Origin of the sequence: Halomonas sp. NPDC076908, assembly GCF_050269715.1 — a bacterium.
Taxonomy (GTDB): domain Bacteria; phylum Pseudomonadota; class Gammaproteobacteria; order Pseudomonadales; family Halomonadaceae; genus Vreelandella.
In genome coordinates this window covers 1-20,687 of the sequence record NZ_JBNNIW010000041.1, presented here as the reverse complement: position 1 = coordinate 20,687, position 20,687 = coordinate 1, and the positions used below count along the sequence as shown (strand labels likewise).

At 54.3% G+C, this 20,687-nt stretch carries 26 protein-coding genes; 10 read left to right on the top strand and 16 right to left on the bottom strand.

The genetic code is table 11. From position 1 onward, the window contains the following. Positions 1 to 230 precede the first annotated feature (230 nt). The gene (locus ACQKE4_RS17770) at positions 231 to 500 is read right to left on the bottom strand and encodes a GFA family protein (RefSeq protein ID WP_427389619.1); all 270 of its coding nucleotides are present in this window, start codon (positions 498 to 500) and stop codon (positions 231 to 233) included. After that, positions 424 to 606, bottom strand: a complete 183-nt coding sequence (locus ACQKE4_RS17765) for a GFA family protein (protein WP_427389629.1) — start codon at positions 604 to 606, stop codon at positions 424 to 426. Before ACQKE4_RS17765 ends, ACQKE4_RS17770 begins: the two co-directional genes overlap by 77 nt. A 318-nt stretch (positions 607 to 924) precedes the next feature. Here ACQKE4_RS17765 and ACQKE4_RS17760 point away from each other — a divergent pair, with 318 nt between their 5' ends. From ACQKE4_RS17760 to ACQKE4_RS17750, 3 genes are all read left to right on the top strand, one after another. Next, a complete protein-coding gene (locus ACQKE4_RS17760) occupies positions 925 to 1,746 on the top strand; it encodes a type IV toxin-antitoxin system AbiEi family antitoxin domain-containing protein (protein ID WP_427389618.1) in 822 nt (273 codons plus the stop codon). Continuing rightward, positions 1,733 to 2,653, top strand: a complete 921-nt coding sequence (locus tag ACQKE4_RS17755) for a nucleotidyl transferase AbiEii/AbiGii toxin family protein (protein WP_427389617.1) — start codon at positions 1,733 to 1,735, stop codon at positions 2,651 to 2,653. The genes ACQKE4_RS17760 and ACQKE4_RS17755 overlap by 14 nt, the downstream gene beginning before the upstream one ends. A 95-nt stretch (positions 2,654 to 2,748) precedes the next feature. Continuing rightward, the gene (locus tag ACQKE4_RS17750) at positions 2,749 to 3,699 is read left to right on the top strand and encodes a DUF808 domain-containing protein (protein WP_427389616.1); all 951 of its coding nucleotides are present in this window, start codon (positions 2,749 to 2,751) and stop codon (positions 3,697 to 3,699) included. 150 nt (positions 3,700 to 3,849) lie between these two features. Here ACQKE4_RS17750 and ACQKE4_RS17745 read toward each other — a convergent pair whose 3' ends face one another. Both ACQKE4_RS17745 and ACQKE4_RS17740 read right to left on the bottom strand, forming a co-directional pair. Then, positions 3,850 to 4,371, bottom strand: coding sequence for a cupin (locus tag ACQKE4_RS17745; RefSeq protein WP_427389615.1), 522 nt, complete (start codon positions 4,369 to 4,371; stop codon positions 3,850 to 3,852). Positions 4,372 to 4,451: 80 nt separating this feature from the next. After that, a complete protein-coding gene (locus ACQKE4_RS17740) occupies positions 4,452 to 5,237 on the bottom strand; it encodes an AraC family transcriptional regulator (protein WP_427389614.1) in 786 nt (261 codons plus the stop codon). A gap of 107 nt (positions 5,238 to 5,344) precedes the next feature. Between ACQKE4_RS17740 and ACQKE4_RS17735 the strand changes: the two genes are divergently transcribed. Then, positions 5,345 to 6,154 (top strand): sulfite exporter TauE/SafE family protein, encoded by an 810-nt coding sequence (locus ACQKE4_RS17735; protein ID WP_427389613.1) that lies wholly within the window; start codon positions 5,345 to 5,347, stop codon positions 6,152 to 6,154. Positions 6,155 to 6,396: 242 nt separating this feature from the next. Next, on the top strand, positions 6,397 to 7,395 hold the full coding sequence (gene rhuM, locus ACQKE4_RS17730) for a virulence protein RhuM/Fic/DOC family protein (protein ID WP_290839902.1): 999 nt from the start codon (positions 6,397 to 6,399) through the stop codon (positions 7,393 to 7,395). Positions 7,396 to 7,504: 109 nt separating this feature from the next. On the opposite strand, the gene ACQKE4_RS17725 is transcribed toward rhuM, so the two are convergent. The 4 genes from ACQKE4_RS17725 to ACQKE4_RS17710 form a co-directional block, all read right to left on the bottom strand. After that, positions 7,505 to 7,801, bottom strand: coding sequence for a DUF1330 domain-containing protein (locus tag ACQKE4_RS17725; RefSeq protein ID WP_427389612.1), 297 nt, complete (start codon positions 7,799 to 7,801; stop codon positions 7,505 to 7,507). Between the two features lie 21 nt (positions 7,802 to 7,822). Beyond that, complete coding sequence (locus ACQKE4_RS17720; protein WP_427389611.1) at positions 7,823 to 8,500, bottom strand: type 1 glutamine amidotransferase domain-containing protein; 678 nt, start codon at positions 8,498 to 8,500, stop codon at positions 7,823 to 7,825. Positions 8,501 to 8,816: 316 nt separating this feature from the next. After that, positions 8,817 to 9,359, bottom strand: a complete 543-nt coding sequence (locus ACQKE4_RS17715; protein ID WP_427389610.1) for a hypothetical protein — start codon at positions 9,357 to 9,359, stop codon at positions 8,817 to 8,819. 85 nt (positions 9,360 to 9,444) lie between these two features. Beyond that, a complete protein-coding gene (locus ACQKE4_RS17710; protein ID WP_290832975.1) occupies positions 9,445 to 9,885 on the bottom strand; it encodes a MerR family transcriptional regulator in 441 nt (146 codons plus the stop codon). Positions 9,886 to 9,957: 72 nt separating this feature from the next. Between ACQKE4_RS17710 and ACQKE4_RS17705 the strand changes: the two genes are divergently transcribed. Together ACQKE4_RS17705 and ACQKE4_RS17700 are read left to right on the top strand one after the other, a co-directional pair. Further along, positions 9,958 to 10,989 (top strand): SO_0444 family Cu/Zn efflux transporter, encoded by a 1,032-nt coding sequence (locus ACQKE4_RS17705; protein WP_427389609.1) that lies wholly within the window; start codon positions 9,958 to 9,960, stop codon positions 10,987 to 10,989. Positions 10,990 to 11,082: 93 nt separating this feature from the next. Further along, positions 11,083 to 11,229 carry a hypothetical protein gene (locus ACQKE4_RS17700; protein ID WP_427389608.1) on the top strand — a complete coding sequence of 49 codons (147 nt, stop codon included), beginning with the start codon at positions 11,083 to 11,085 and terminating at the stop codon, positions 11,227 to 11,229. Positions 11,230 to 11,280: 51 nt separating this feature from the next. Here ACQKE4_RS17700 and ACQKE4_RS17695 read toward each other — a convergent pair whose 3' ends face one another. The 7 genes from ACQKE4_RS17695 to ACQKE4_RS17665 form a co-directional block, all read right to left on the bottom strand. Continuing rightward, entirely contained in the window at positions 11,281 to 12,783 is a 1,503-nt protein-coding gene (locus ACQKE4_RS17695) for a tripartite tricarboxylate transporter permease (RefSeq protein WP_427389607.1), read from the bottom strand. After that, a complete protein-coding gene (locus ACQKE4_RS17690) occupies positions 12,783 to 13,235 on the bottom strand; it encodes a tripartite tricarboxylate transporter TctB family protein (RefSeq protein ID WP_427389606.1) in 453 nt (150 codons plus the stop codon). The genes ACQKE4_RS17695 and ACQKE4_RS17690 overlap by 1 nt, the downstream gene beginning before the upstream one ends. 49 nt (positions 13,236 to 13,284) lie before the next feature. Next, positions 13,285 to 14,256 carry a Bug family tripartite tricarboxylate transporter substrate binding protein gene (locus tag ACQKE4_RS17685; protein ID WP_427389605.1) on the bottom strand — a complete coding sequence of 324 codons (972 nt, stop codon included), beginning with the start codon at positions 14,254 to 14,256 and terminating at the stop codon, positions 13,285 to 13,287. A 107-nt stretch (positions 14,257 to 14,363) separates the two neighbouring features. Beyond that, positions 14,364 to 15,065, bottom strand: a complete 702-nt coding sequence (locus ACQKE4_RS17680; protein ID WP_427389604.1) for an RraA family protein — start codon at positions 15,063 to 15,065, stop codon at positions 14,364 to 14,366. Further along, positions 15,062 to 16,033, bottom strand: coding sequence for a hydroxyacid dehydrogenase (locus tag ACQKE4_RS17675; protein ID WP_427389603.1), 972 nt, complete (start codon positions 16,031 to 16,033; stop codon positions 15,062 to 15,064). The genes ACQKE4_RS17680 and ACQKE4_RS17675 overlap by 4 nt, the downstream gene beginning before the upstream one ends. Next, entirely contained in the window at positions 16,030 to 16,866 is an 837-nt protein-coding gene (locus ACQKE4_RS17670) for a citryl-CoA lyase (protein WP_427389602.1), read from the bottom strand. The genes ACQKE4_RS17675 and ACQKE4_RS17670 overlap by 4 nt, the downstream gene beginning before the upstream one ends. Beyond that, positions 16,863 to 18,077 (bottom strand): CaiB/BaiF CoA transferase family protein, encoded by a 1,215-nt coding sequence (locus ACQKE4_RS17665; RefSeq protein ID WP_427389601.1) that lies wholly within the window; start codon positions 18,075 to 18,077, stop codon positions 16,863 to 16,865. Before ACQKE4_RS17665 ends, ACQKE4_RS17670 begins: the two co-directional genes overlap by 4 nt. Before the next feature lie 171 nt (positions 18,078 to 18,248). Between ACQKE4_RS17665 and ACQKE4_RS17660 the strand changes: the two genes are divergently transcribed. Both ACQKE4_RS17660 and ACQKE4_RS17655 read left to right on the top strand, forming a co-directional pair. Continuing rightward, a complete protein-coding gene (locus tag ACQKE4_RS17660; RefSeq protein WP_427389600.1) occupies positions 18,249 to 18,935 on the top strand; it encodes an IclR family transcriptional regulator in 687 nt (228 codons plus the stop codon). 105 nt (positions 18,936 to 19,040) lie between these two features. Then, positions 19,041 to 19,598: a sugar O-acetyltransferase gene (locus ACQKE4_RS17655; RefSeq protein WP_427389599.1), complete on the top strand. Its 558-nt coding sequence runs from the start codon at positions 19,041 to 19,043 to the stop codon at positions 19,596 to 19,598. Between the two features lie 76 nt (positions 19,599 to 19,674). Here ACQKE4_RS17655 and ACQKE4_RS17650 read toward each other — a convergent pair whose 3' ends face one another. Further along, on the bottom strand, positions 19,675 to 20,067 hold the full coding sequence (locus ACQKE4_RS17650; protein ID WP_427389598.1) for a RidA family protein: 393 nt from the start codon (positions 20,065 to 20,067) through the stop codon (positions 19,675 to 19,677). Between the two features lie 140 nt (positions 20,068 to 20,207). Here ACQKE4_RS17650 and ACQKE4_RS17645 point away from each other — a divergent pair, with 140 nt between their 5' ends. After that, on the top strand, positions 20,208 to 20,654 hold the full coding sequence (locus ACQKE4_RS17645; RefSeq protein ID WP_427389597.1) for a LysR family transcriptional regulator: 447 nt from the start codon (positions 20,208 to 20,210) through the stop codon (positions 20,652 to 20,654). The last annotated feature ends 33 nt before the right edge of the window (positions 20,655 to 20,687 follow it).

Sequence of the window (20,687 nt, the reverse complement as noted above, 5' to 3'; positions counted from 1 at the left end):
ACCCACACCTGCTCGTGGCGGAAGCCGCCATACCTCGTCAGTAAAAAGTAGAGTGCTATGCCGTAAAGGCAGCGTGGTCGGGCGCCTGGCTAAGGGAGTGAAGCTGCAAGGTAAATCCTAAACCCGCGCTTATTCTAATAGCAGGCTCGTTTTGATGCCGATACTCGGCACATGATTTGGTTTGGCTAGCGGTAGCAGTAGGCCAACGTATCGCAGCGTTAAAAACGCGCTCAAACTTCTCGATCCCGATCATATTGCTCTACGTCAGGGAAGGGCGGTAGCCAGTGCTCGCGGCTAATGTTCCAAAGCTCATACGTCGGTTTCAATTGATTGGGTGAATCAAGGGCGCCAAGGTGTATTTCGATTTCTTCCTTGCTTACCGAAAAAACCGATGAACCGCATGCCGAACAGAAGTAGCGCCCCTTACAACTGTGCGGTTCGCCTTCGATAATAAGCAGCTTGCTTGGGGTAATCCGCCGCCGCGTAGAAAAGTGCCCCATGATGCTTACGACAATCCATACAGTGGCAAACACCTACCCGCAGCGGCTCGCCATTGGCCACGATTCGGATCTTACCGCAGAGACAGCCACCTGTTAGTTGTTCCATTGCCAATCTCCAAAAGATTCATACATTCAAAGTAGGTGGCACTTCCTGTGTTGTCTTGCTGCTGTCTCGCTCGTATTTGATATCCTCCGCAAACTGACATAAATCGAGCTATTGCAGGAGGCGTGTTTGCCCTGCGCTCCCGGAGTTCGGTCGTATCTAGGGTACAAGCGGGCGCTGATTTTAACGGCGGTTAAGCTGGCAACTCACCTTGCCGCGGTTCTTTAAGAAATAGGTTATTTGTGAACTAAAAGTACACAAAATTTGATGATATCAAAGAGGGTGTGGCAGGTTCTTTAGTTAAGTGCTAATTTGTGAACCATGAGTACACATAAAGAAGCAATTCTAAAGAGATTGCTTAAAGCCATACCGCCGGGGTACATGGTCGATACTCCATGGCTTGAAAGGCATGGTGTCAGCCGTTTTCTTGCGCGGAAATACGTTGTTAACGGCTGGCTTGAGCGCGTTAACCGCGGCGTCTTCCGACGCCCTGCGCCGAACGCAACAACATCGGGCGCAATCGATTGGAAAACTTGCCTGCTCTCCATGCAGCATATTATGCGCTATGACATCCATGTCGGTGGTTCAACGGCACTTGCCCAACAGGGCTACGATCACTATCTGCGGCTGGGTAGCAGTGCGCCTGTCTGGGTATATGGTAACGCCACACCCAACTGGCTCAGCAAACTGCCACTAAACGCACCCATCGTGACCCGCAACACCTCACTGTTCGCTGACCCGTCAGTTGGGCTTGCCAAAAACAACATCAACGACGAAGACACGCTGCCATGGAACTGGACTCTGAAGATGTCGGCACCTGAACGGGCGATTATGGAAGCCATGGATGAATTGCCCGATCATGAGAGTTTTCATAACCTTGATATGGTGTTCGAGAGTTTGACGACACTGCGGCCGAAAATACTGTCGGCGTTGCTGCACAGTTGCAAGAAGATCAAGGTCAAGCGGCTGTTCTTTGTCTTTGCGGATCGCCATGACCACCCCTGGCGCAAGCGCCTCGATCCTGCAGAGTTCAACCTTGGCAGTGGCGACCGTGCACTGGTGACAGGGGGCAAGATACATCCGCGCTATCGCATCATGGTGCCGGAAGCGTTTGTAAAGGCGGAGGTAGATGATGGCGCGTGAAACCTATGAAGCGCAGGTTGCACTCCTTGTGCGCATTCTCCCGCATGTGGCGAAGGAAGATGTATTCGCGCTGAAGGGAGGCACAGCGATAAATCTGTTCTATCGCGACCTTCCGCGTTTGTCGGTCGATATTGACCTGACCTACCTGCCGGTGAAAGATAGGAATGACAGTCTTTACGAAATCAATGACGCGATGGATCGCATTGCTGCTGCCATTGAAGGCAGTATCGCTGGTGCCAAAACACAACGTATAAAGGGCGGCGGCGGTGGCGCCACTCGTCTTCTCACTCGCATGGGTGGCGCTGAGATCAAGATCGAAACCTCGCCGGTCACACGTGGCGTCGTGCACGATCCTGAAACTCTCTCCGTCTCCGAAGTTGTTGCAGACGAGTTCGGTTATGCAGACATGCAGATCGTCTCTTTCGAAGATCTGTTCGGCGGCAAACTGCACGCAGCATTAGATCGCCAGCATCCGCGCGATCTTTTTGATGTGAAGCTGCTCTACGATAACGAGGGCCTAACGGAAGATCTATTCCGAACCTTTCTGATCTATATCGCGAGTTCGTCACGCCCCGCACACGAACTGCTGAGCCCTAATTTGCTCGACCTTGACAAGCCTTATGCCCAAGAATTTGAGGGTATGACCAGGACTCTCGTCAGCCTCGAAGAACTCTTGCATACACGTAAACGTTTGATTGCAGATATTCAGTCACGTTTCGATGAGAACACCAAACGATTCTTGCTGAGCCTGCATGACGGTACGCCCGATTTTGATACCATTGATCGCCCACAGGCGGCGAGCCTGCCGGCTGTGCGTTGGAAGCTCGTTAATCTGGAAAAACTGAAAAACGAAAACGCGGCCAAACATGCTGAACAACGTCATGAGCTGAAAGTGCTGCTGGGGTAAGGTGCGCAGGTCGGAATCTTGAAGCAAAAGAGGCGATCCGCCCAAGCCGCTATGTGCTCTACTATCTGCACCTGTTATTCACGGAGGAAGCATCCATGGCCATCGGCGGCTTGATTGGATTACTGGATGACATTGCCGCATTGGCGAAGTTGGCCGCAGCATCATTGGATGATGTGAGTGCCGCTGCTGGGCGTGCGACGGCGAAGGCGGCCGGGGTGGTGGTCGATGATACGGCGGTGACCCCGCAGTATTTGCAAGGCGTGACTGCGGAACGCGAGCTGGCGATTGTGAAGCAGATCGCGCTGGGCTCGATTCGCAACAAGCTGATTTTTATCCTGCCAGTGGCGCTGCTGCTGAATCACTTTTTGCCGTCGCTATTGCCGATCATCTTGATGATTGGTGGCATCTACCTAGCCTTTGAGGGCGCAGAGAAGGTCTGGCATAAGCTCTCTGGGGGCCACGATAACGAAAAGCCTGCGGTAGAGCAGGGGCCGGAAGCCGAGAAACAGATCGTGAGTGGTGCCATTCGCACCGACCTGATTCTGTCTGCTGAAATCATGGTGATCGCGCTGGCTACGGTTTCCCATCAAGGGTTCTGGTCTCAGTTAGCGAGCCTGGTGGTGGTCGCGTTTGTGATCACTGTTCTGGTGTATGGCGTGGTAGCGATGCTGGTCAGGATGGATGATATCGGCCTGAAGCTCGCCCAGCGGGATAGTTCGGGAATGCAAACCCTGGGCCGTGGGCTGGTGACGGCCATGCCCAAAGTGCTAGCGACCATCTCGGTGGTGGGAACCGTCGCCATGCTCTGGGTGGGTGGGCATATCCTAATGGTCAATCTGAGTGCTGATGGTACGGGTTGGTTTAACGCGCCCTATGAGTGGGTGCATCATATTGAGCTAGGCATTAGCCAGGCAACCGGTGCATTAGGCAGCGTGCTGGGGTGGAGTTTCAATACGCTGTGCTCTGCGGTGATTGGTTTTTTTGTGGGCTCTGTTGCTGTAGGTGTACTTCACTTCATTCCTACCAAGAAGGCGCATGTCGAATAGACGCGAGCGTGCGTATTAGGCCGTTATAATGAACTGCTCACCGTAATCTGTTCACTAAGTTCAATCTAGAAAATAATCTTGAGCCGAATAATATGAATAATCGGCTCAAGATGTGAGCCGATTTAGTCGTGTGAACAGCTTTGTTCTCTTCTAAGAGCCTTGCCTCCATAGCGATGTTAGTGAGCCACCTACCGGTGCTTCTTTTGGAATGACCACGGAAGCCACCCGCGCTTGTGCTGCCGCAAGCTGTGCTGGGTCGCCACGCTCGATTTCTGGGTGTTGACCCGGTGGGTAGGCGCCGACCATGCAGAAGTCATCGCTCGCCTCTAGGCTGGCATGCACCACCCCTGCTGGAAGCACCAGCACATCGCCTGTGTAAAGCATCAGGTCACTGCCGTTTGGCCCTCCCAGCTTTGCCAGGGCCTGCCCACGGAAAATGCCCAAGGCCTCATGCGCGGTAGAGTGAAAGTGGTCAAAGTCATATAGGTGATAGCGCCATGCAGGAATCCAACCGTGGCGATTAAACATGGCTTCGAACTTTTCAGCTGCTTTCTCTGCGTCGCTGATGTCGATGACTCGACGATAAATCAACACCGGCAGTGGGGAGTTGGGAAAACCGTTCGTTTCATCGCTGTCGAAATAGAGCGTTTCGGGCTGCGGGGTATTCACCATGGCCTCCTCATCCTGAGTTTAGCGGCGTAGTTTGCGTATACCTTTCTAGCCTAGCAGCGCTTTAGCAAGGTTGCTGCTTGTTACTCATCTTGCGGGCGATGAGCCGCCCGAACAAAAGCGCTGGGAGATTGGCCGAGCACCTTGCGAAACATGCTGGAGAAAGCGGCAGGGCTGTCGTAGCCGAGTTCCAGCGCGGTTCGGGTCACAGAACTGCCGGAGAGCAGCTTGGGAATCGCCGCCATCAGGCAGGCTTGCTGGCGCCATACGCCAAAGGAGAGTCCGGTCTGCTGACGGAACAGGCGATTGAAGGTGCGCTGACTGCAATGCAACAGTCTGGCCCACTCCTCGGGAAGGGTGTGAATGTTTGGCTGGCCGAGAAACGCTCTGCACAGGCTGGCGAGTTGAGGGGCATGGGGCAGGGGCGCAAACAGTGGCAGGGCCTGAGCCTGTTCCAGTTCGTATAGGAGTAGTTGGGCCAGGGCACCGTCGCGGCCGTTTTCCTCATAGAGTGCGGGTAGGTGGGCGGAAGCCAGCAGCAAGTGATGCAGGAGAGGCGTCACGACCAGCACCTCGCAGTTGCGCGAAGTGCGTGGCGCGTCGTGAGGCTCGATATACAGGCTTCGTGTGCTCACCCCGTTCATGCGCACTTGGTGGCGTTTGCCCGCAGGTAGCCAGACGCCGCTATAGGGCGGCACCATCCAGGTGCCATCATCCGTATTGACTTCCATCACGCCGGTCATGCCATAGAGAAACTGGGCACGGCGATGGGTATGAAAGTCGAGAAGGGTGCCGAGGCGGTAGTCAGTACCGATGGCCACTATGGGCCTTGCCACATGATCCACGTCTGAAAGAGGCGTATTTAGCATTAGCATTAACCTGGCTGAAACGCGTTGATGGTTGTCCGAATGACGAATGTCGGCCAACTTCCGTCAGCATATAGTGCCTGCTGTTTGGTTTCATCAGGAGAGTGCCGGTGTATAGCGTATTGCTTCTTTGTGGCGGGTTGGCGGGAGTGACCACCGTATTGTTTGGTTTCGGTGGCGGGTTTGTGGTGGTTCCTTTGCTGTATACCCTGCTGATTGCCGTCCATGGGCCGGATAGTGGTATCGGTCAGGCGGCCATGCATATCGCGGTGGCCACTTCGACGGCGTTGATGGTGTTTGCTGCCTCCCTTTCAACATGGCGCCACCACCAACGGCAGACCGTGCAATGGCACCTGGTGCGTCCGCTGGTCGGCTATATCGCCATGGGCGCCGTGCTTGGCGCGGCGGCGGCTGTGTCGTTAAGCGGGGAGTGGGTGCGCTGGGCGTTCATCGGCTATCTGGGCATCACGATTGCGGATGCTGTTCTGCGGCCCGGTTTTCTGCATCAGGCGGGGAGTGATGTGCGTCCTATGGGGCGTGGGGTAACGGCGATGACGGGTACATTGATTGGTGCAGTGGCCGCCTTGCTGGGCGTGGGTGGCAGCGTGATGACCGTACCGCTCATGCGCCGGAGAGGCGCAAGTATGACGGCAGCCACTGCCATGGCCAATCCGTTGTCGTTGCCCATGGCAGCCAGTGGCACCGCGACGTATGTGTTGCTATCGGCGAATCACCCAGCGTTAGGGGACTGGTATGCCGGTTATGTGGATCTGCGCGCCTTGCTGGTACTCGCAGTGGGCTCATGGTTCGGTATCCGCCTGGCGTCGACCTGGATCGGGCGCATCCCTGACCGTATTCATGCCAGGGTGTACCTGCTATTGCTGACCATGGTGCTGGTGGTGATGGCTTTTGTAGGTTGAAGCGCTCACTTTTACTAGGCAGATTTATTTGGTAGAACCATGATGATGTTTTGCTGTATGAATAAACAGTTATTATGTTAAGGTTTACTTAACCTCTAATGGCGGGCGCGCTTGAGTCTCTCTTTTAGTATGGAAGGATGAGTACTGCTGGATTGAGTGCTGCTTGCTTGGGAGGTGCTTGTTTTGAAGATGCTTGTTTTGGAGATGCAAGGCGCTTTATGTAAACCTGGGAGGCAACACTCATGAATGATCAGCAAATACAGATATTCACCAGCGAAGATGGGCAAGCACACCTTGAGGTGACGCTGGAGCAAGAGACCGTTTGGTTGAGCCAGGCGCAGATGGGGGACTTGTTCGCAACTACGTCCGAAAACGTTCTCATGCACCTACAGAATATTTTTAAAGACGAGGAATTGAGTGAGCAGGCAACTACTAAGAATTTCTTAGTAGTTCGCCAAGAGGGTAAGCGGCAGGTCCGACGCAGCATCAAGCATTACAATCTGGATGCTATTATTTCCGTTGGGTATCGGGTCAGTTCCAAGCGTGCCACCCAGTTTCGTAGATGGGCCACTCAGGTTCTTCAAGACCATTTGATTAAAGGTTACACCCTGAACCAACGCCGCCTAACCGAGCGTGGTATTGAGTTCGAACAGGCGGTGAGCCTACTCAGCCGTACCCTGACCAATCAAGGCCTCGTATCAACCGAAGGCGAAGCGGTTGCTCGTGTGATTAGCGATTACGCTCGTTCCTGGAGCCTGCTGCAAGGTTACGACGAGCAACAATTGACCGAGCTAAACATTAAACAGCCCGGTATGCATTCACTTGAGTTGGAAGAAGCCCTGAAAGCCATTGGTGAGTTGAAGCAAACCTTAATCGCCAAAGGTGAGGCAACCGAACTGTTTGGGCAGGTGCGGGGCGACGGTTTGACCTCAGCTCTTGCCACCATCGAGCAAGGTTTTGGCGACGAACTGTTTTATCCCAATGTGGCAACCCGGGCAGCGCACTTGCTTTACTTTGTGATTAAAAACCATCCATTGGCCGATGGAAATAAGCGCTGTGGTTCGTTTCTGTTTCTATGGTACTTGCGTCGCAACGCAGTTTTGCTGGCCCGTCCCGTTGAGCAACTGATCAACGACAATACCCTGGTGGCACTAGCGTTGTTAGTGGCTGAAAGCCTGCCTGAACAGAAAACGCTAATGATCCGATTGATAGAGCATTTTATACTGCTGAAAGAAGCTTGATTGTAGAAGCTGGTATTGTCGCTAAGTCATAATTTGGGAGAGGGATAGACTATTGTTTTCTCGGCAACGAAGTTGTAGCCCCGCCTTATTAGACGGGGGCTTGGTTTTTTTACGCTTCTTCAATCCCATCAACAATAAACACCCGGTAGTCGGCGCCCTGGAAGCGGTGCTTGCGGGCTTCCTGGTAGGCGGGGCTTTGGTACCAGGCGCGAGCGGCGGCCATGTCGGGGAAACGTAGGATTACCGCACCTTCCATAGCGCTGCCTTCGAGCACTTCAAAGTCACCATAAAAGGCCAGCGGTTGTGGGTCGTGGCCTTCGCGAGCGGCTTTGGCTTTCGCGCTGTAGCGCTCCATCTCCTGGGTATCGTGAGTATGTTCACGGGTCAGTACGACATAAGCGGGCATTAAGATTTCCTTCTCTGGCGGTTAAGAAAGCAGTTTGAGCAACGCCTGGGCGGTCGCTTCAGAAGAACCTGGATTCTGCCCGGTGATCAGCAGGCCGTCTACTTCCACATGGGAGCTCCAGTCGTCACCCTTGGTGTACTGGCCGCCATGGTCTTTGAGCATATCTTCGACCAGAAACGGCACCACCTGGGTAAGGCCGACGGCGTCTTCTTCACTGTTGCTAAAGCCGGTTACTTTTCGGCCTGCTACCAGCGGCTTGCCATCGCTATCTTTCACATGGCGTAGCACACCGGGGGCGTGACATACCGTTGCTACCGGCTTGTTGGCAGCAATCGCTTCTTCGATAAGACGTATCGATGCCGGATCTTCGGCGAGATCCCACAATGGGCCGTGGCCGCCGGGATAGAAAACGGCATCGAAGTCAGCCAGATTGATATCGGCCAGCTTGTGGGTAGTTGCCAGCACTTGCATTGCTTCGGTATCAGCCTCGAAGCGCTTGGTGGCGTCGGTTTGGGCATCCGGCGCGCTGCTGGCTGGGTCAAGCGGAGGCTGGCCACCGGCGGGGGAGGCCAGCGTCAGTTCTGCACCCGCATCGATAAAGGCGTAGTAAGGCGCGGCCAGCTCTTCGAGCCAGAAGCCGGTCTTTTTGCCGGTGTCGCCGAGTTGGTCATGCGAGGTAACAACGAGCAGAATTTTCATTTATCGATCCTTTATAGTGAGCAAAAGAAGTGTAGTGGTTGCCTGCAAGCCTGCCTCAAGAATATTTCTGGGTTCGATGAAGGCTGAACAGCATAATGGCATCAGCTTACGATTGAATAGACTAGTCGTCTATTACGGTGTGCTATCAAATTCGCAGAGTTTTCTGAGCCACCTTTAGGTTAGGTTTCAACAAACACATGACGCTGATGAGAGCGGAGCATTAAATGCAGGTAACAAGTGCATGTCTCTCCTGCTGGAATATCAGGACGAGTAATAACAGTTATTAAAAGCAAATATCACACGCTAAATGGGTTGGTCAGTAAGCGCGGGGGTTATGGTGAGAACCTTTCGTTTCAACTTCTAGCTCAGGCTCAATCACGATTTCGTGCTTGCGTCGCTCATTTTCTAATGTCGCTACGGCAACTTGGTAGCAATCTTCAACATGGCTGCTACCCATGTACTTCATAGCGCTGAAGCTGATCCCGCCTGCTACGGCGCTGCCTATAAAGGGTACGAATTTAGAAACGCCTTTTGAGGCTACCTTGACACCCATTTTACTGAGCAGCGCTACGATAAGTTTCTTCGTAATGTACTTCCCGGCCATTTTACTTCCGGTATTGGAAATGGCGGTCATCACAAAGAGCTTGGATTCGGTATCAAGGCTTTCTATTTGTTCAGGTGACAAACCAAATTTTTCATTAATTTTAGGAATTAAACGCATCAAAATGGCTACATCGGAACCAATATCCACCCCCGGAATGGGAATAATAGCCGCGCCCGCAGAAAGGCTTGAGCTCCTTGTTACCATCGAATGGCACGACTTTCTGATCGCTTCGAGCTCTTCAAATGATTCGATCATCTGATACTCCTGATGTTTCGCTTGGATGATATAACCGTAGTCGACAGCGGCCTTAAATTCGAAAGGACTAAGGGCTAACACTTCTCTAGTTCTCTTCCCCGCACCCTCGCATGCTGCAGGTGGGTTGGTGGTCATATAGCGCTTTAATAATTTTGCAGTTGGCGGCTTTACCGCCCCGGCATTGGTGGACCACTTGGCGTAGTTCATTGGCAAGCACCTGCAAAGCAGCAATGCGCTCTTCTACATGTTCTAGGTGGCGGCTGGCGATCTCATCGGCGGCGGCGCAGTCGGTGTCAGGGTGGTCTGAAAGCGCCAGCAGTTCCTGAATGCTATGCAGATCTAACCCCAGGCTACGCCCATGGCGAATGAAACCAATGCGCTCTAATGATGCTTGGTCATAGTGTCGATAGCCTTGCTCCCCGCGCTGCGGCGCTACCAGTAATCCCAGCTTTTCATAGTGACGAATGCTTTCCGGTGAGCAGCCGGTGCGGGTGGCTACTTGACCAATACGGTAGGTGGGTTTCATAGGCTTGACCCTGTAACGGTTACAGGGTTTAGGCTAGTCGTTACTTAGTTGGATAACAAGTAGGTAACGGCCATGAAACTGGTTCTGGAGTTATTGAGCATTGCGTTAACGGCTGCCCCTTGGTTGCTGTTGGGGTTGATGGTGGCGGGGCTAATTAAGGCGTGGATGCCGGAGCAATTAATTCAGCGCTGGATGGGTGGGCAGGGCATAGGCAGCATTACGCGGGCAGCCGTGATTGGCATGCCGCTACCGCTATGTTCTTGTGGTGCTATTCCCACTGCGTTGGCGCTACACCGGGGTGGTGCCGGGCGTGGGCCGACCACGGCGTTTTTAATTAGCACGCCTGGCGTAGGTGTTGATTCAATATTGTTAACCAGCGTGCTGCTTGGCCCATTAATGGCGCTGGTGCGGGTAGCAGGGGCCATGGTCACGGCGATTGTGACGGGTTTATTAGTGGGTTTTACCAAGCAGTCTATTTCGGTAGCTGCTGGGTCTAGTGGCTGCTGTGAATCGAAAAGCTGCGGTGATCACAAGCAGCACAGCAAAGCGCCATCAACTGGGTGGCAACGCTCTTTAGCAGGGCTGCGCTATGCGTTTAGTGATCTGCTGGATGATATTAGTGGCTGGATGTTTGCCGGGCTGTTATTGGCCGGTGTACTGATCACGCTGGTGCCCCCCAATACCATGGCGGGGTTTTCAGGTGGTTTGGCCGCTCTGATGCTCATGGCCGTTATAGGTATTCCTTTATACATTTGTGCGGCAGCAGCAACGCCTATAGCTGCGGGGTTGCTGTTGGCGGGCATTTCACCGGGCATGGCACTGGTATTCCTGTTGGCGGGGCCTATTACCAGCCTGGCCACCTTAGCTATTCTGCGTCGTGAACTGGGAAGTCAGGCGTTAGTGGTCTACTTGGTTAGCGTACTGTTGGTCACTGTGCTGATGGGCTGGCTGTTGGATATCGTACTGGGCATTACCGGCTGGAACCCCGTAGAGCAAGCCAGTCAGGTGCAGGAATTGCTGCCCATATGGATAGAATGGCTGGCGTTAGTGGTGTTGGGGTTGGTGGCTATTCGGCCTTTACGCAAGCGATTGCTAGGGTTTTAGGGTAAGCGGCAAGCGTGACGAGTGAAGATAGACCGATGACAAAACATAAGGCTAAAAGGCATTCCGGGGGTCATTGTCCATGGGCGCTACGATATGCCATGCCCCGCTCGTTATGCGCTGGCGCTGCATCAAGCATGGCCTGACTCCGAGTTTCATCTGATCGAAGGCGCAGGCCATGCCTGGAGCGAACCCGGCATCCTCGATCAGTTGATACGTGCGACTGATCGCTTTGCATGTTGAGTTGAAATCCTTTTGATTGTGAGCCGAAAGTGTCACTGCCGGGGCAAGATATCAGCTAGCTGAGAGGCGCCTGCGTGCTTTTAGTGTGGAGATGAAATTCCAAAGCAGGATAGCGGCGGCGATGGAAAGAATGGTTGCGCTGATCGGTCGGTTAATAAAGGTGGCGAAATCTCCCGACGAGAGCAGCATTGCACGTCGGAAGTGGTCCTCCATCATCGGCCCTAGGACAAAGCCCAGTATGAGTGGTGCGGCGGGGAAGGCAAGCTTGCGCATTACAAACCCCAGGGCACCGAAGATCATCACCAGCAACACATCAAAGGCGCTGTTATTGACGCTATAGGTGCCCAGGCAGATAAACATCAACACACTGGGGAAGAGCAGATGGTAGGGAACGGCAAGCAGGCGCACCCATAGCCCAATTAATGGCACGTTGAGGATGACCAGCAGCACATTACCGATCCAGAAGCTCATGATCAGCCCCCAGAACAGGCTGGGTTGCTCTGTCATCAAACCTGGCCCAGGCGTAATACCGTGAATAATCAATGCTCCCAGCATTAATGCCATCGTAGGGCTGCCGGGGATTCCGAGCGCCAAGGTAGGGATAAAGGAGGTTTGGTCGGCGGCATTATTGGCCGATTCTGGCGCCATAATGCCCTCAATCGCACCTTTACCAAAACGGCTGGGGTCGCGGGCAGAGCGCTTTTCGACCGCATAGGCAATAAAAGCGGCCAGTGATGGGCCTGTGCCCGGTAAGGCACCGAAAAACGATCCAATACTGGACCCGCGCAGCATTGGCTTCCATGAGCGGCGCATATCATCGCGAGTGGGCTTCATCGCCCGTAGCGTTAGGTCAGAGGATTTGAAGCGATTGGCTTTGACACTGCCAACGCTAATAATCAGCTCGGCGACACCGAATACTCCCATGGCAAGTGCCACCAGGCTAATACCATCGCTAAGTTCGGGAATACCAAAGGCAAAGCGTTGAGCACCAGTGTACACATCGGTACCGATACTCCCGAGGAAGATACCCAGCATCACCATGATGAACCCTTTGACTGCTGAACCGTCGGCAATGCCTGTGGCGGCGATTAGCCCTAGCAACATCAGTGAGAAGTATTCGGCGGAGCCCATGCTTAGTGCGTATTGCGCAATCACCGGCGCAAACAAGGTCAAAATAACGATGCCAATAGAGCCGCCCACAAAGGACGCCACGGTGGTCATAAACAGCGCAACCGCCCCACGCCCCTTTTGCGCCATAGGGTAGCCGTCGAGGCAGACCACTGCATTAGCCGGGGTGCCAGGCACGTTGAGTAGGATTGAGGCGGTACTGCCGCCGTAGCTGGTGCCGTACCAGATCCCTGCCAGCATAATCAGTGCTGAGGTTGCTTCCATATGGAAGGTCAGGGGAAACAGCATGGAAATAGCAGCCAGTACCCCAATTCCAGGGATAACGCCGAGCAGCGTGCCCAGAAATACACCAACAAAGCAGTAGAACAGGTTACTGAGCGACAGCGCTGTGGTTAAACCAAGCGCAAGATTGCTGAAGAAATCCATTAGAAAGCCCACCTGAAGATCGGGATATTCATGCCAAGCGCCATGCGGAAGATCAAGATAGCCGCGAGCACCAGAAAGACCATCAGTGCCACGACTGTTTTGGTACGCAGTTGCTTATCAGCCTGAGCGCTAATCAGCGTTAACAAAATAATGGCGGGGGCTAAGCCCAAGCGCGGTACGGCAAGCGAGAAGGCTAACAGGCCCCCAAGAATGGTAAGCAGGGGGCGCCATTCGATCGTGGGCATTTCCACCCGTGTACGCAGCGTGCCCCCAATGGCAAGCATTAGCCCCAGCAATGCAATAAGAGAACCAACGCCCATGGGTACCATGCCGGGTCCCATGCGCTGTAGCGATCCCAGGTTATAGTGAGTAGTGGCGTAGGCTGCGATGATAAGACCAAAGGCAGCGAGTACCATCCCCGTGACAATATCGACGATGTCGCGATTTAACATGATGATGTCTCCAATAAGGCCGAACATCTCAATGCCCGGCCTTAAATGATCACTCCACTGTTGCACCTGAGGAGGCGACGGCTTCAGCCCAGCGCTCATGTTCCGTTTGCAGGTAGGCAGCAAACTCCTCGGCAGTGCCACCCTCTACAGTGCTGCCTTCGTTCACAATGGTCTCGACCAGGCGTTCATCCTGCAGCGCTTCATTGATGGCTACGTTAAGTGTCTCAACGATATCGGCTGGCAGATCGGCAGGGCCCACGACGGCTTTCCAGTCAGAGGCTTCAAAGCCCTCGTAGCCCAGTTCAGCAATGGTAGGTACGTCAGGCAGCGCTTGGTTGCGCTCTGTTGAGGTAACGGCCAGCGCTTTCAAAGAGCCTGAACGGATGTGGGAAAGCACACTAGGCAAGCTTGCTGCAACAAAATCCACATGCCCGCCGATGGCGTCTGTTACCGCCTGGGCCGCGCCAGGGTAAGGAACGTGCATAAACTCTACATCCGCTTGATCACCAAACACTTCCATTGCCAGATGACTCACCGTGCCAGAACCAGGCGTGCTCATGGAAACCTTGCCTGGGTTCTCTCTGGCGGCGGTGACTAAATCCTCAAATTCGCCGTAGGATGAGGTAGGGTTAACGGCGACCACCATGGGTTGTGAACTGATGAGTGCGATGGGGGTGAAATCATTCAACGAGTCGTAGGGTATGTTGGCGTATAAGGTGGGATTGATCGCCATGTTAGAGGTCTGACCCATGGCCAGGACCTGGCCATCATTTTTGGCCCGAGTGAGTTGAGAAAGGCCAATGTTGCCTCCTGCGCCGCCACGGTTCTCAATCACAAAGTTCCAACCCTGCTGAGCAGAGACCCTCTCCGTCAGCACCCGAGAAGCGAAGTCGGTGCCGCCCCCCGCAGAGAAGGGAACGATGAATTCAATTGTCCCTTGCGGATACGATTGGGCCATCCCAATTGTCGGGAGGGCGAGTAGCATGGCACCGGCGATAGTTTTTAAGACGTTGTTTTTCATGGTGTGCTCCTTATTATTGATGCTTTTGTATTGCTTGTTATTAAGACTGGCATAGTGTTTGTTGTTGAGACTGGCTTAGTGCTTGTAGTTGTGGGTTGATCTCAGTGTTAAAGCGGGCAACCCTTCTTGCGCAGGATGGAGTCGAAGCGCTCGCGATCGACTTCACCTGTTTCATTCTGCGCACGTATGCGCGCTTCTTTGTCTGCATGGGCGAGGCACTGGGCCAGAATCGCCTCGGCCTCGCCGGCAGGAATGGCGATCACGCCGTCGGCATCACCCAGGATCAAGTCGCCGGGCATGACGGTCATGCCTGCACAAGAGATGGGAATGTTAATTTGGCCAGGGCCATCTTTACTGGGGCCACGGTGGACATGGCCACGAGCATAAACGGGCAACATACCTTCGGCCCATTCCGCAACATCGCGCAGCGCGCCATCGATCACAAAGCCACCCAGTTGGCGGGCCACCGCGGTGGTGCGCATCAACCCGCCGATGACGGCGGTAGAGAGATCGCCACCGGCATCAATCACAATGATGTCGCCCGGTTGGGCACGTTGCATAGCCACATGGACCATCAGGTTGTCGCCTGGGCGGGTGCGAACGGTCATCGCCGTTCCACACATAGTGAGCCCCAGGTCGTTGTGATAGGCACGCAAACCTACAGCACCGGTATGGCGGCCCATGACATCACCGGCATGCGCAACGGGTACATGCTGATAGGCCTTTAGTAGCTCAGCTGTTAGCGTGGTTTGGTGTGGGTGAATGCAAAAGCCGCTAGGCCATGCAACGGCATCAAGGGGGGTACTCATTTGGCTGTCTCCAATAAATGTGCGTTGACGATGCGTCCATGCGCAGGGGGCTGACCCGCAAGCAGGGCCAGAGCGTTTTCGGCGGCGGCACGGGCGGTGAGCGCCAGGGCAGCGTCGCTGTTACCTCCCACATGGGGTGTAAGCACCACCTGAGGTAGATGCAGCAGGCGGTGGTTTTCAGGCGGAGGTTCACTGCTAAGGGTATCCAGGCCCGCACCTTTTATATGTCCCGCGGTAATGGCGTTGGCCAGGGCATCCTCATCAATCAACCCACCGCGTGCGGTATTGATCACCATGGCGCCCGCTGGCAGCTTGGCGAGAGCTTCGGCATCAATCAGGTTGTGGGTGGCAGGCAGCAGTGGGCAGTGCAGCGAGAGCACATCGCTACTGGCGAGCAGCTCATCCAGGCTAGCGGCCTTGGAAATACCCTCGGGCATCGTCTCAAGAGCCGGGTCATGGGCTACCACGCGCATACCAATGGCATTGGCAATACGCGCCACATGGCGGGCGATAGTGCCGCAACCCACCAGCCCAAGTACGCGCCCAGAAAGCTGTAGGCCTGGGTTTTGCCGTGGCCATTTACCGTTTCTGATCTGGTGATCCGAATGGGACACATTGCGCGCCAGGGCGATCATCAGGCCAATGGCGAGTTCCGCGACTGACTGCGCGTTGGTATCACCTACGACGGTCACGGGAATGCCCAGCTCAGCCGCAGCTTGAATATCCACTGCATCATGGCCAACGCCATGCCGGGATATCACGCGTAGTCCCTGGCAGGAGGCAATGGCGTCTCTGCTCAGCGGCAATGTGCGCGCGATGACGCCATCAATCGGCTGGCTAGCCATCATCTGGCCCAGGCTCGCTTCTTCACCTTTGGGAATGTAGAGAAGGCGGCAACCTGCGCGCTCCAGCACCTCACGACCTGCATCCGCCAGGCGTGGCGCCGTCACCAGAATCGTATAACTCATGATGGGTCGCCTTCCGGTTGAACACTACGCGGGGCATGGCCGGTGTAGGTCCAGGTCTCGGTGCGGGGAAGCGGTCCTTTGTTGCGCTCGGGTCGCTGCATCTGTTCCCAGGCATGGCTCATAATGCCCACCGAGCGAGACAGCACAAACAGGCCTCGGCAAAGCGCAGGCGGAAAGCCAAGTGCCGCATAAATAGCCCCGGTAGCCCCATCCACATTCATGGGAATGCCGCGGCTGCGACCCTCGGATATCTGGCGCTCCACCTCTTCTGCAATATCGGCAAACTGGGTGTTGATGCTGGCGTCATTCGTGGCGCGTAGAACTTCCATTAGCTTGTGTGCCCGGGGGTCTTTAGGGTGGAAGCGATGCCCAAAACCAGGGATATAGCGCACGCCACGCTGTTTAAGTTTGGCAAGCTCGGTGCGGGTGGCAGCGGTAATCTCCTCGCCCGTCTCGCAGCGTGCCTGAATAGCGTTGTAGAGCGTTACGCACTGCTCGCCCGCGCCACCATGTACATCGCCTAGCACATTGGAAGCAGAGGCCATGGCGCTGTTTATGCCTACGCCGCAGGTGGCCGCAATGCGTGCAATGGCGATGGACGGGGCTTGCGGCCCGTGATCCACTGCGCTCATCAGTACCGTGCTTAACAGCGAAGCCTGGGCGGTATTGGGTAGATCGCCACGCAGCATCAGCCAAATCATTTCCGGAAAGCCGACCTTGCCGATCAGATCCTCAATGGCATAGCCGTGGTAGCGGATCATACCGGGGCGCATTTCGATGATATCGGTAGACCACCAGTCTTCACCGGCGGTACGTCGGTTCTCGTCGTTCATCTTTTTATCTCTTTGTTATATTGAGTTGGATTGAAGGCGGCGCGAGCCACTGGGTCATAACCAAGCTCTTCGAGAATCGCATCGGTATCCTGACCCAGCGTGGGAGGTGGCGTTTTGGGTTCGGGGTCGCCGCTGCCAAGACGAAAGCCGGAGCGCACCACCGAAAGGTTTGTCTGGCCAATCACGCCAGGGAAGGTGCGCGTTAAGCTGCGCTCTTCCACTTGGGGGTGGCGAAGGGCCTGGGGAACGGTGAGTACTTCCCCGGCAGGTACGCCTCGGGCATTCATCCTTTTGGCCCACTGCTCTGCTGAAGCCGGTTGCAGGGCGGTTTCAAGCTCGGCAGTCAGCGCATCGCGATTGCGCTTACGCTCTTCGCGAAGTTGGAAGCGCGGGTCGCAAACCAGGTCAGGTCGGTCAATCAATTGGCACAGAATTTCAAACTGTTCCTGTTTGTTGGCCGCAATGTTCAGTAATCCATCGCCAGTGCGAAAGGTGCCCGAAGGCGCCGCGGTGGTGTTCTGATTACCCATCGGCTGTGGCTCAATACCGCAGGTCAACCAGTTGGAAACCACCCAGCCCATGGTGCCCATCATGGATTCCAGCATGGAGACATCAATGACTTCGCCAAGGCCGGTTCTATGGCGTCCGACCAGGGCGGAGGAGATGGCGAAGGCGGCGGTCATGCCCCCAATGGTGTCGCACACAGGGTAACCAACGCGTAATGGCGCAGAGGTTTGATCACCGGTCACGCTCATCACCCCAGAAAGGCCCTGGATGATCTGGTCGTAGGCAGGGTTGTTCGCTAGCGGCCCGGTTTGGCCAAACCCTGAAATTGCGCAGTAAATTAGCCGTGGGTTCAGCGCTTGCAGGCTCTCATGATCAAGCCCCAAACGTTCCATCACACCTGGGCGGAAGTTCTCGACCAGTACATCAGCAGTTTGCACCAGCTTGTGAAAGGCTTGCTTACCCTGTTCGGACTTTAAGTTGAGCTCGATGGAGCGCTTGCCCGCATTCTGGGCGAGAAAAGAGACTCCCATGAGTTGCGCATTCAGCGTCGGGTCTGCACCCAACTGACGGGCTAGATCTCCTGTGCCTGGCTGTTCCACCTTGATAACGTCTGCGCCTTGCTGCACCAGTTGGTAACAGCAGTAGGGGCCAGCCAGCACATTCGTCAGATCCAGCACCCTAATTCCTTGTAATAATTCAGACATGACCGTTGCTCGGTGTTATATGTGTGGAGAGGGTCATATTGGCTCCTTTTTGTTCTGTCAGTCATAATGCTGTTCTGTATGACAGAACGTTTTTGTCATGTCAAATTTGTTCTATTTTATTTTCTATTCGTTCTGTACAGTAGAACAAAAATGGCGCATGGGGGGTGTTGTTTGGCACAGAATCAAAATCGAGTGGAAGCGGTTGAGCGTGCACTATCGATCCTTGAAGCATTTTCGGATCAAGAGCGGTCGCTCTCGCTGGTCACATTGTCGGAGCGCACAGGGCTTTATAAGAGCACCATCCTCCGGCTGATCGGATCGTTAGAACGATTTGGTTATATCGTGCGTGAGAGCGACGGTACCTATGCCCTGGGCCCCAGCCTGTGGCGGTTGGGGAACCTATTCCGGCATACGGGAGATATGGGGGATCTTATTCGGCCTCAATTGGCCCACCTTGTGGAGCAGACCCAGGAGACAGCTTCGTTCTTTATTCGCCTGGGTAACCAACGAATGTGTCTTTACCGCTTGAACTCGCCAAAACCTGCTCGCCATCATTTGGATGAGGGAGCGTTGTTACCGATTGATCGCGGCGCGACGGGGCGTGTTTTGCTGGCGTTTAGCGGTGAGGAGGGTGCGTTCTATGATGATATTCGCGTTAAGGGCTATGCATTTTCGAAGGGGGAGCGTGACCCTGATGTAGCCGCTATCGCACTGCCGGTGCTTGATCGCCACGGCGTTATGCGCGGTGCTATTTCTGTATCAGCATTGATCACCCGGTTAACCGATGACAAGGTCGAATCGGTCGTTGGGTTGCTGAGGGCAAGTAGCGATGCCTTGCGTGACACGCTGCCGGGGTAACAACTGCCTTGGGATGGGCGGGCTATGCCAGCACCCGGGCACCAATGGCCTTTGTTGTTATTGGTGGGTTGATTAACATTGGCGTTCAATCAAGGAAGGTAACTCATGCGATCAGAAAAAGACAAAATGCTAGCAGGCGAGCTGTATAACCCAGCTGATCCGGTCTTGCTAAAAGAGCGTGATGAAACAAGGAGAAAAGTGAGGCTATATAATCAAGGTTTGGAAACCGACGCTCAGCGATTGACAGCATTAAAAGCGTTGTTTGGATCGACAGGAGAATATCTCTATGTCGAACCCAACATACGCGTGGATTATGGGTATAACCTACATGTAGGCGACAACTTTTTCGCCAACTTCGATTGCACCCTGCTGGATGTTTGCGAAATACGCTTTGGCGATAACTGCATGTTGGGACCGAATGTACAGATTTACACGGCCACGCACCCCCTTGATCCGCATGAACGCAACGCGGGTAAAGAGTATGCAAAACCGATTTGTTTTGGTGATAATGTCTGGATTGGTGGCGGTGCCATCGTCAATCCAGGCGTTACCGTGGGCCATAACGTTGTCATTGCCTCGGGAGCCGTGGTTACGAAAGATGTCCCCGATAATGTTGTGGTAGGCGGTAATCCAGCCAGGATCATTAAAAACATTGAGGTCTAAGTAGACGCATCAGAAGGCTAGATTACCAATAGATTTTTCCCTCATCGAAGATATCTGAACGATATGGCTGCCTCGTTTACTCAGGCAGTCTTGCAATAACCTTGATTTCAAAATCAAATCCCGCCAGCCAAGTCACACCGACTGCTGTCCAGTTAGGATAGGGCTTCTCCGGAAATACGCGCGCCTTGGCTTCCATGACGGTGGCAAATTGAGCTTCCGGATCAGTATGGAAGCTTGTCATATCAACGATATCGTCGAAGCTGGCGCCTGCCACTTTAAGGACGCTGTGTAGGTTGTCGAAGGCGAGCTGCACCTGAGCGGCGAAATCCGGCTCGGGCGAGCCATCTTCACGGCTGCCGACCTGGCCCGATACGAATAGAAAGTCGCCGGAGCGAACGGCGGCGGAATAGGCGTTGTGCTCATAAAGCGCCTGGCGGCCAGAGGGAAAAACAACGTCACGCTTAGTCATGGTTATCTCCATCAGTAGGTCGAAGTTGACCTTTTGTTTACGATGGAGTCACTTTAGGCCGTCATTCGTAGTGGATAAACGGCAAATTCTGATCAACATTGTTTGTATATTTCAAACAATCACGGGTGTTTGGCGCAGCCATGGATCGATTTAACGCAATGCAGGCCTTTGCGCGGGTCGTGGAGACGGGCAGCTTTACCAAGGCAGCCGATACGCTCCATATGAGTAAGACCAGCGTAACGCAACTTGTGCAACAGTTAGAGGCACGGCTACGGGTAAAGCTGCTCAACCGTACTACACGCAAGGTGAACGTAACGGCTGACGGCGCCGCCTATTACGAGCGTGTTATTAAGCTTCTGGCTGATATGGATGATGCTGAAACCAGTCTATCCAACGCATCCGTTTTGCCCCGCGGGCGAATAAGAGTGGATGTGCCCAGCCCTTTTGCACGCATGATCCTTATTCCTGCCTTGGCGGAGTTCCATGCTCGATATCCCGATATTCAAATTGATATGGGTGTGAGTGGAGTTAAGCTCAAGTCTGGTGTATGGGAGGAGGTAGGAAGGGTGGCGTATCCTGTTGATTGATCACGACCAAGATCTCAACCAACACGAGTGGAT

Excerpts from the sequence above, each read along its gene's own strand:
- ACQKE4_RS17645 (WP_427389597.1), top strand. The coding sequence starts at position 20,208 with ATGGATCGATTTAACGCAATGCAGGCCTTTGCGCGGGTCGTGGAGACG.
- ACQKE4_RS17740 (WP_427389614.1), bottom strand. The coding sequence starts at position 5,237 with ATGCTAAATACGCCTCTTTCAGACGTGGATCATGTGGCAAGGCCCATA.
- ACQKE4_RS17755 (WP_427389617.1), top strand. The coding sequence starts at position 1,733 with ATGATGGCGCGTGAAACCTATGAAGCGCAGGTTGCACTCCTTGTGCGC.
- ACQKE4_RS17745 (WP_427389615.1), bottom strand. The coding sequence starts at position 4,371 with ATGGTGAATACCCCGCAGCCCGAAACGCTCTATTTCGACAGCGATGAA.
- ACQKE4_RS17715 (WP_427389610.1), bottom strand. The coding sequence starts at position 9,359 with ATGATCGAATCATTTGAAGAGCTCGAAGCGATCAGAAAGTCGTGCCAT.
- ACQKE4_RS17670 (WP_427389602.1), bottom strand. The coding sequence starts at position 16,866 with ATGAACGACGAGAACCGACGTACCGCCGGTGAAGACTGGTGGTCTACC.
- ACQKE4_RS17710 (WP_290832975.1), bottom strand. The coding sequence starts at position 9,885 with ATGAAACCCACCTACCGTATTGGTCAAGTAGCCACCCGCACCGGCTGC.
- ACQKE4_RS17690 (WP_427389606.1), bottom strand. The coding sequence starts at position 13,235 with ATGTTAAATCGCGACATCGTCGATATTGTCACGGGGATGGTACTCGCT.
- ACQKE4_RS17685 (WP_427389605.1), bottom strand. The coding sequence starts at position 14,256 with ATGAAAAACAACGTCTTAAAAACTATCGCCGGTGCCATGCTACTCGCC.
- ACQKE4_RS17700 (WP_427389608.1), top strand. The coding sequence starts at position 11,083 with ATGCCATGCCCCGCTCGTTATGCGCTGGCGCTGCATCAAGCATGGCCT.
- ACQKE4_RS17675 (WP_427389603.1), bottom strand. The coding sequence starts at position 16,033 with ATGAGTTATACGATTCTGGTGACGGCGCCACGCCTGGCGGATGCAGGT.
- ACQKE4_RS17665 (WP_427389601.1), bottom strand. The coding sequence starts at position 18,077 with ATGTCTGAATTATTACAAGGAATTAGGGTGCTGGATCTGACGAATGTG.
- ACQKE4_RS17750 (WP_427389616.1), top strand. The coding sequence starts at position 2,749 with ATGGCCATCGGCGGCTTGATTGGATTACTGGATGACATTGCCGCATTG.
- ACQKE4_RS17655 (WP_427389599.1), top strand. The coding sequence starts at position 19,041 with ATGCGATCAGAAAAAGACAAAATGCTAGCAGGCGAGCTGTATAACCCA.
- ACQKE4_RS17695 (WP_427389607.1), bottom strand. The coding sequence starts at position 12,783 with ATGGATTTCTTCAGCAATCTTGCGCTTGGTTTAACCACAGCGCTGTCG.
- ACQKE4_RS17705 (WP_427389609.1), top strand. The coding sequence starts at position 9,958 with ATGAAACTGGTTCTGGAGTTATTGAGCATTGCGTTAACGGCTGCCCCT.
- ACQKE4_RS17650 (WP_427389598.1), bottom strand. The coding sequence starts at position 20,067 with ATGACTAAGCGTGACGTTGTTTTTCCCTCTGGCCGCCAGGCGCTTTAT.
- ACQKE4_RS17765 (WP_427389629.1), bottom strand. The coding sequence starts at position 606 with ATGGAACAACTAACAGGTGGCTGTCTCTGCGGTAAGATCCGAATCGTG.
- ACQKE4_RS17760 (WP_427389618.1), top strand. The coding sequence starts at position 925 with ATGAGTACACATAAAGAAGCAATTCTAAAGAGATTGCTTAAAGCCATA.
- ACQKE4_RS17720 (WP_427389611.1), bottom strand. The coding sequence starts at position 8,500 with ATGAAAATTCTGCTCGTTGTTACCTCGCATGACCAACTCGGCGACACC.
- ACQKE4_RS17725 (WP_427389612.1), bottom strand. The coding sequence starts at position 7,801 with ATGCCCGCTTATGTCGTACTGACCCGTGAACATACTCACGATACCCAG.
- rhuM (WP_290839902.1), top strand. The coding sequence starts at position 6,397 with ATGAATGATCAGCAAATACAGATATTCACCAGCGAAGATGGGCAAGCA.
- ACQKE4_RS17770 (WP_427389619.1), bottom strand. The coding sequence starts at position 500 with ATGGGGCACTTTTCTACGCGGCGGCGGATTACCCCAAGCAAGCTGCTT.
- ACQKE4_RS17680 (WP_427389604.1), bottom strand. The coding sequence starts at position 15,065 with ATGAGTACCCCCCTTGATGCCGTTGCATGGCCTAGCGGCTTTTGCATT.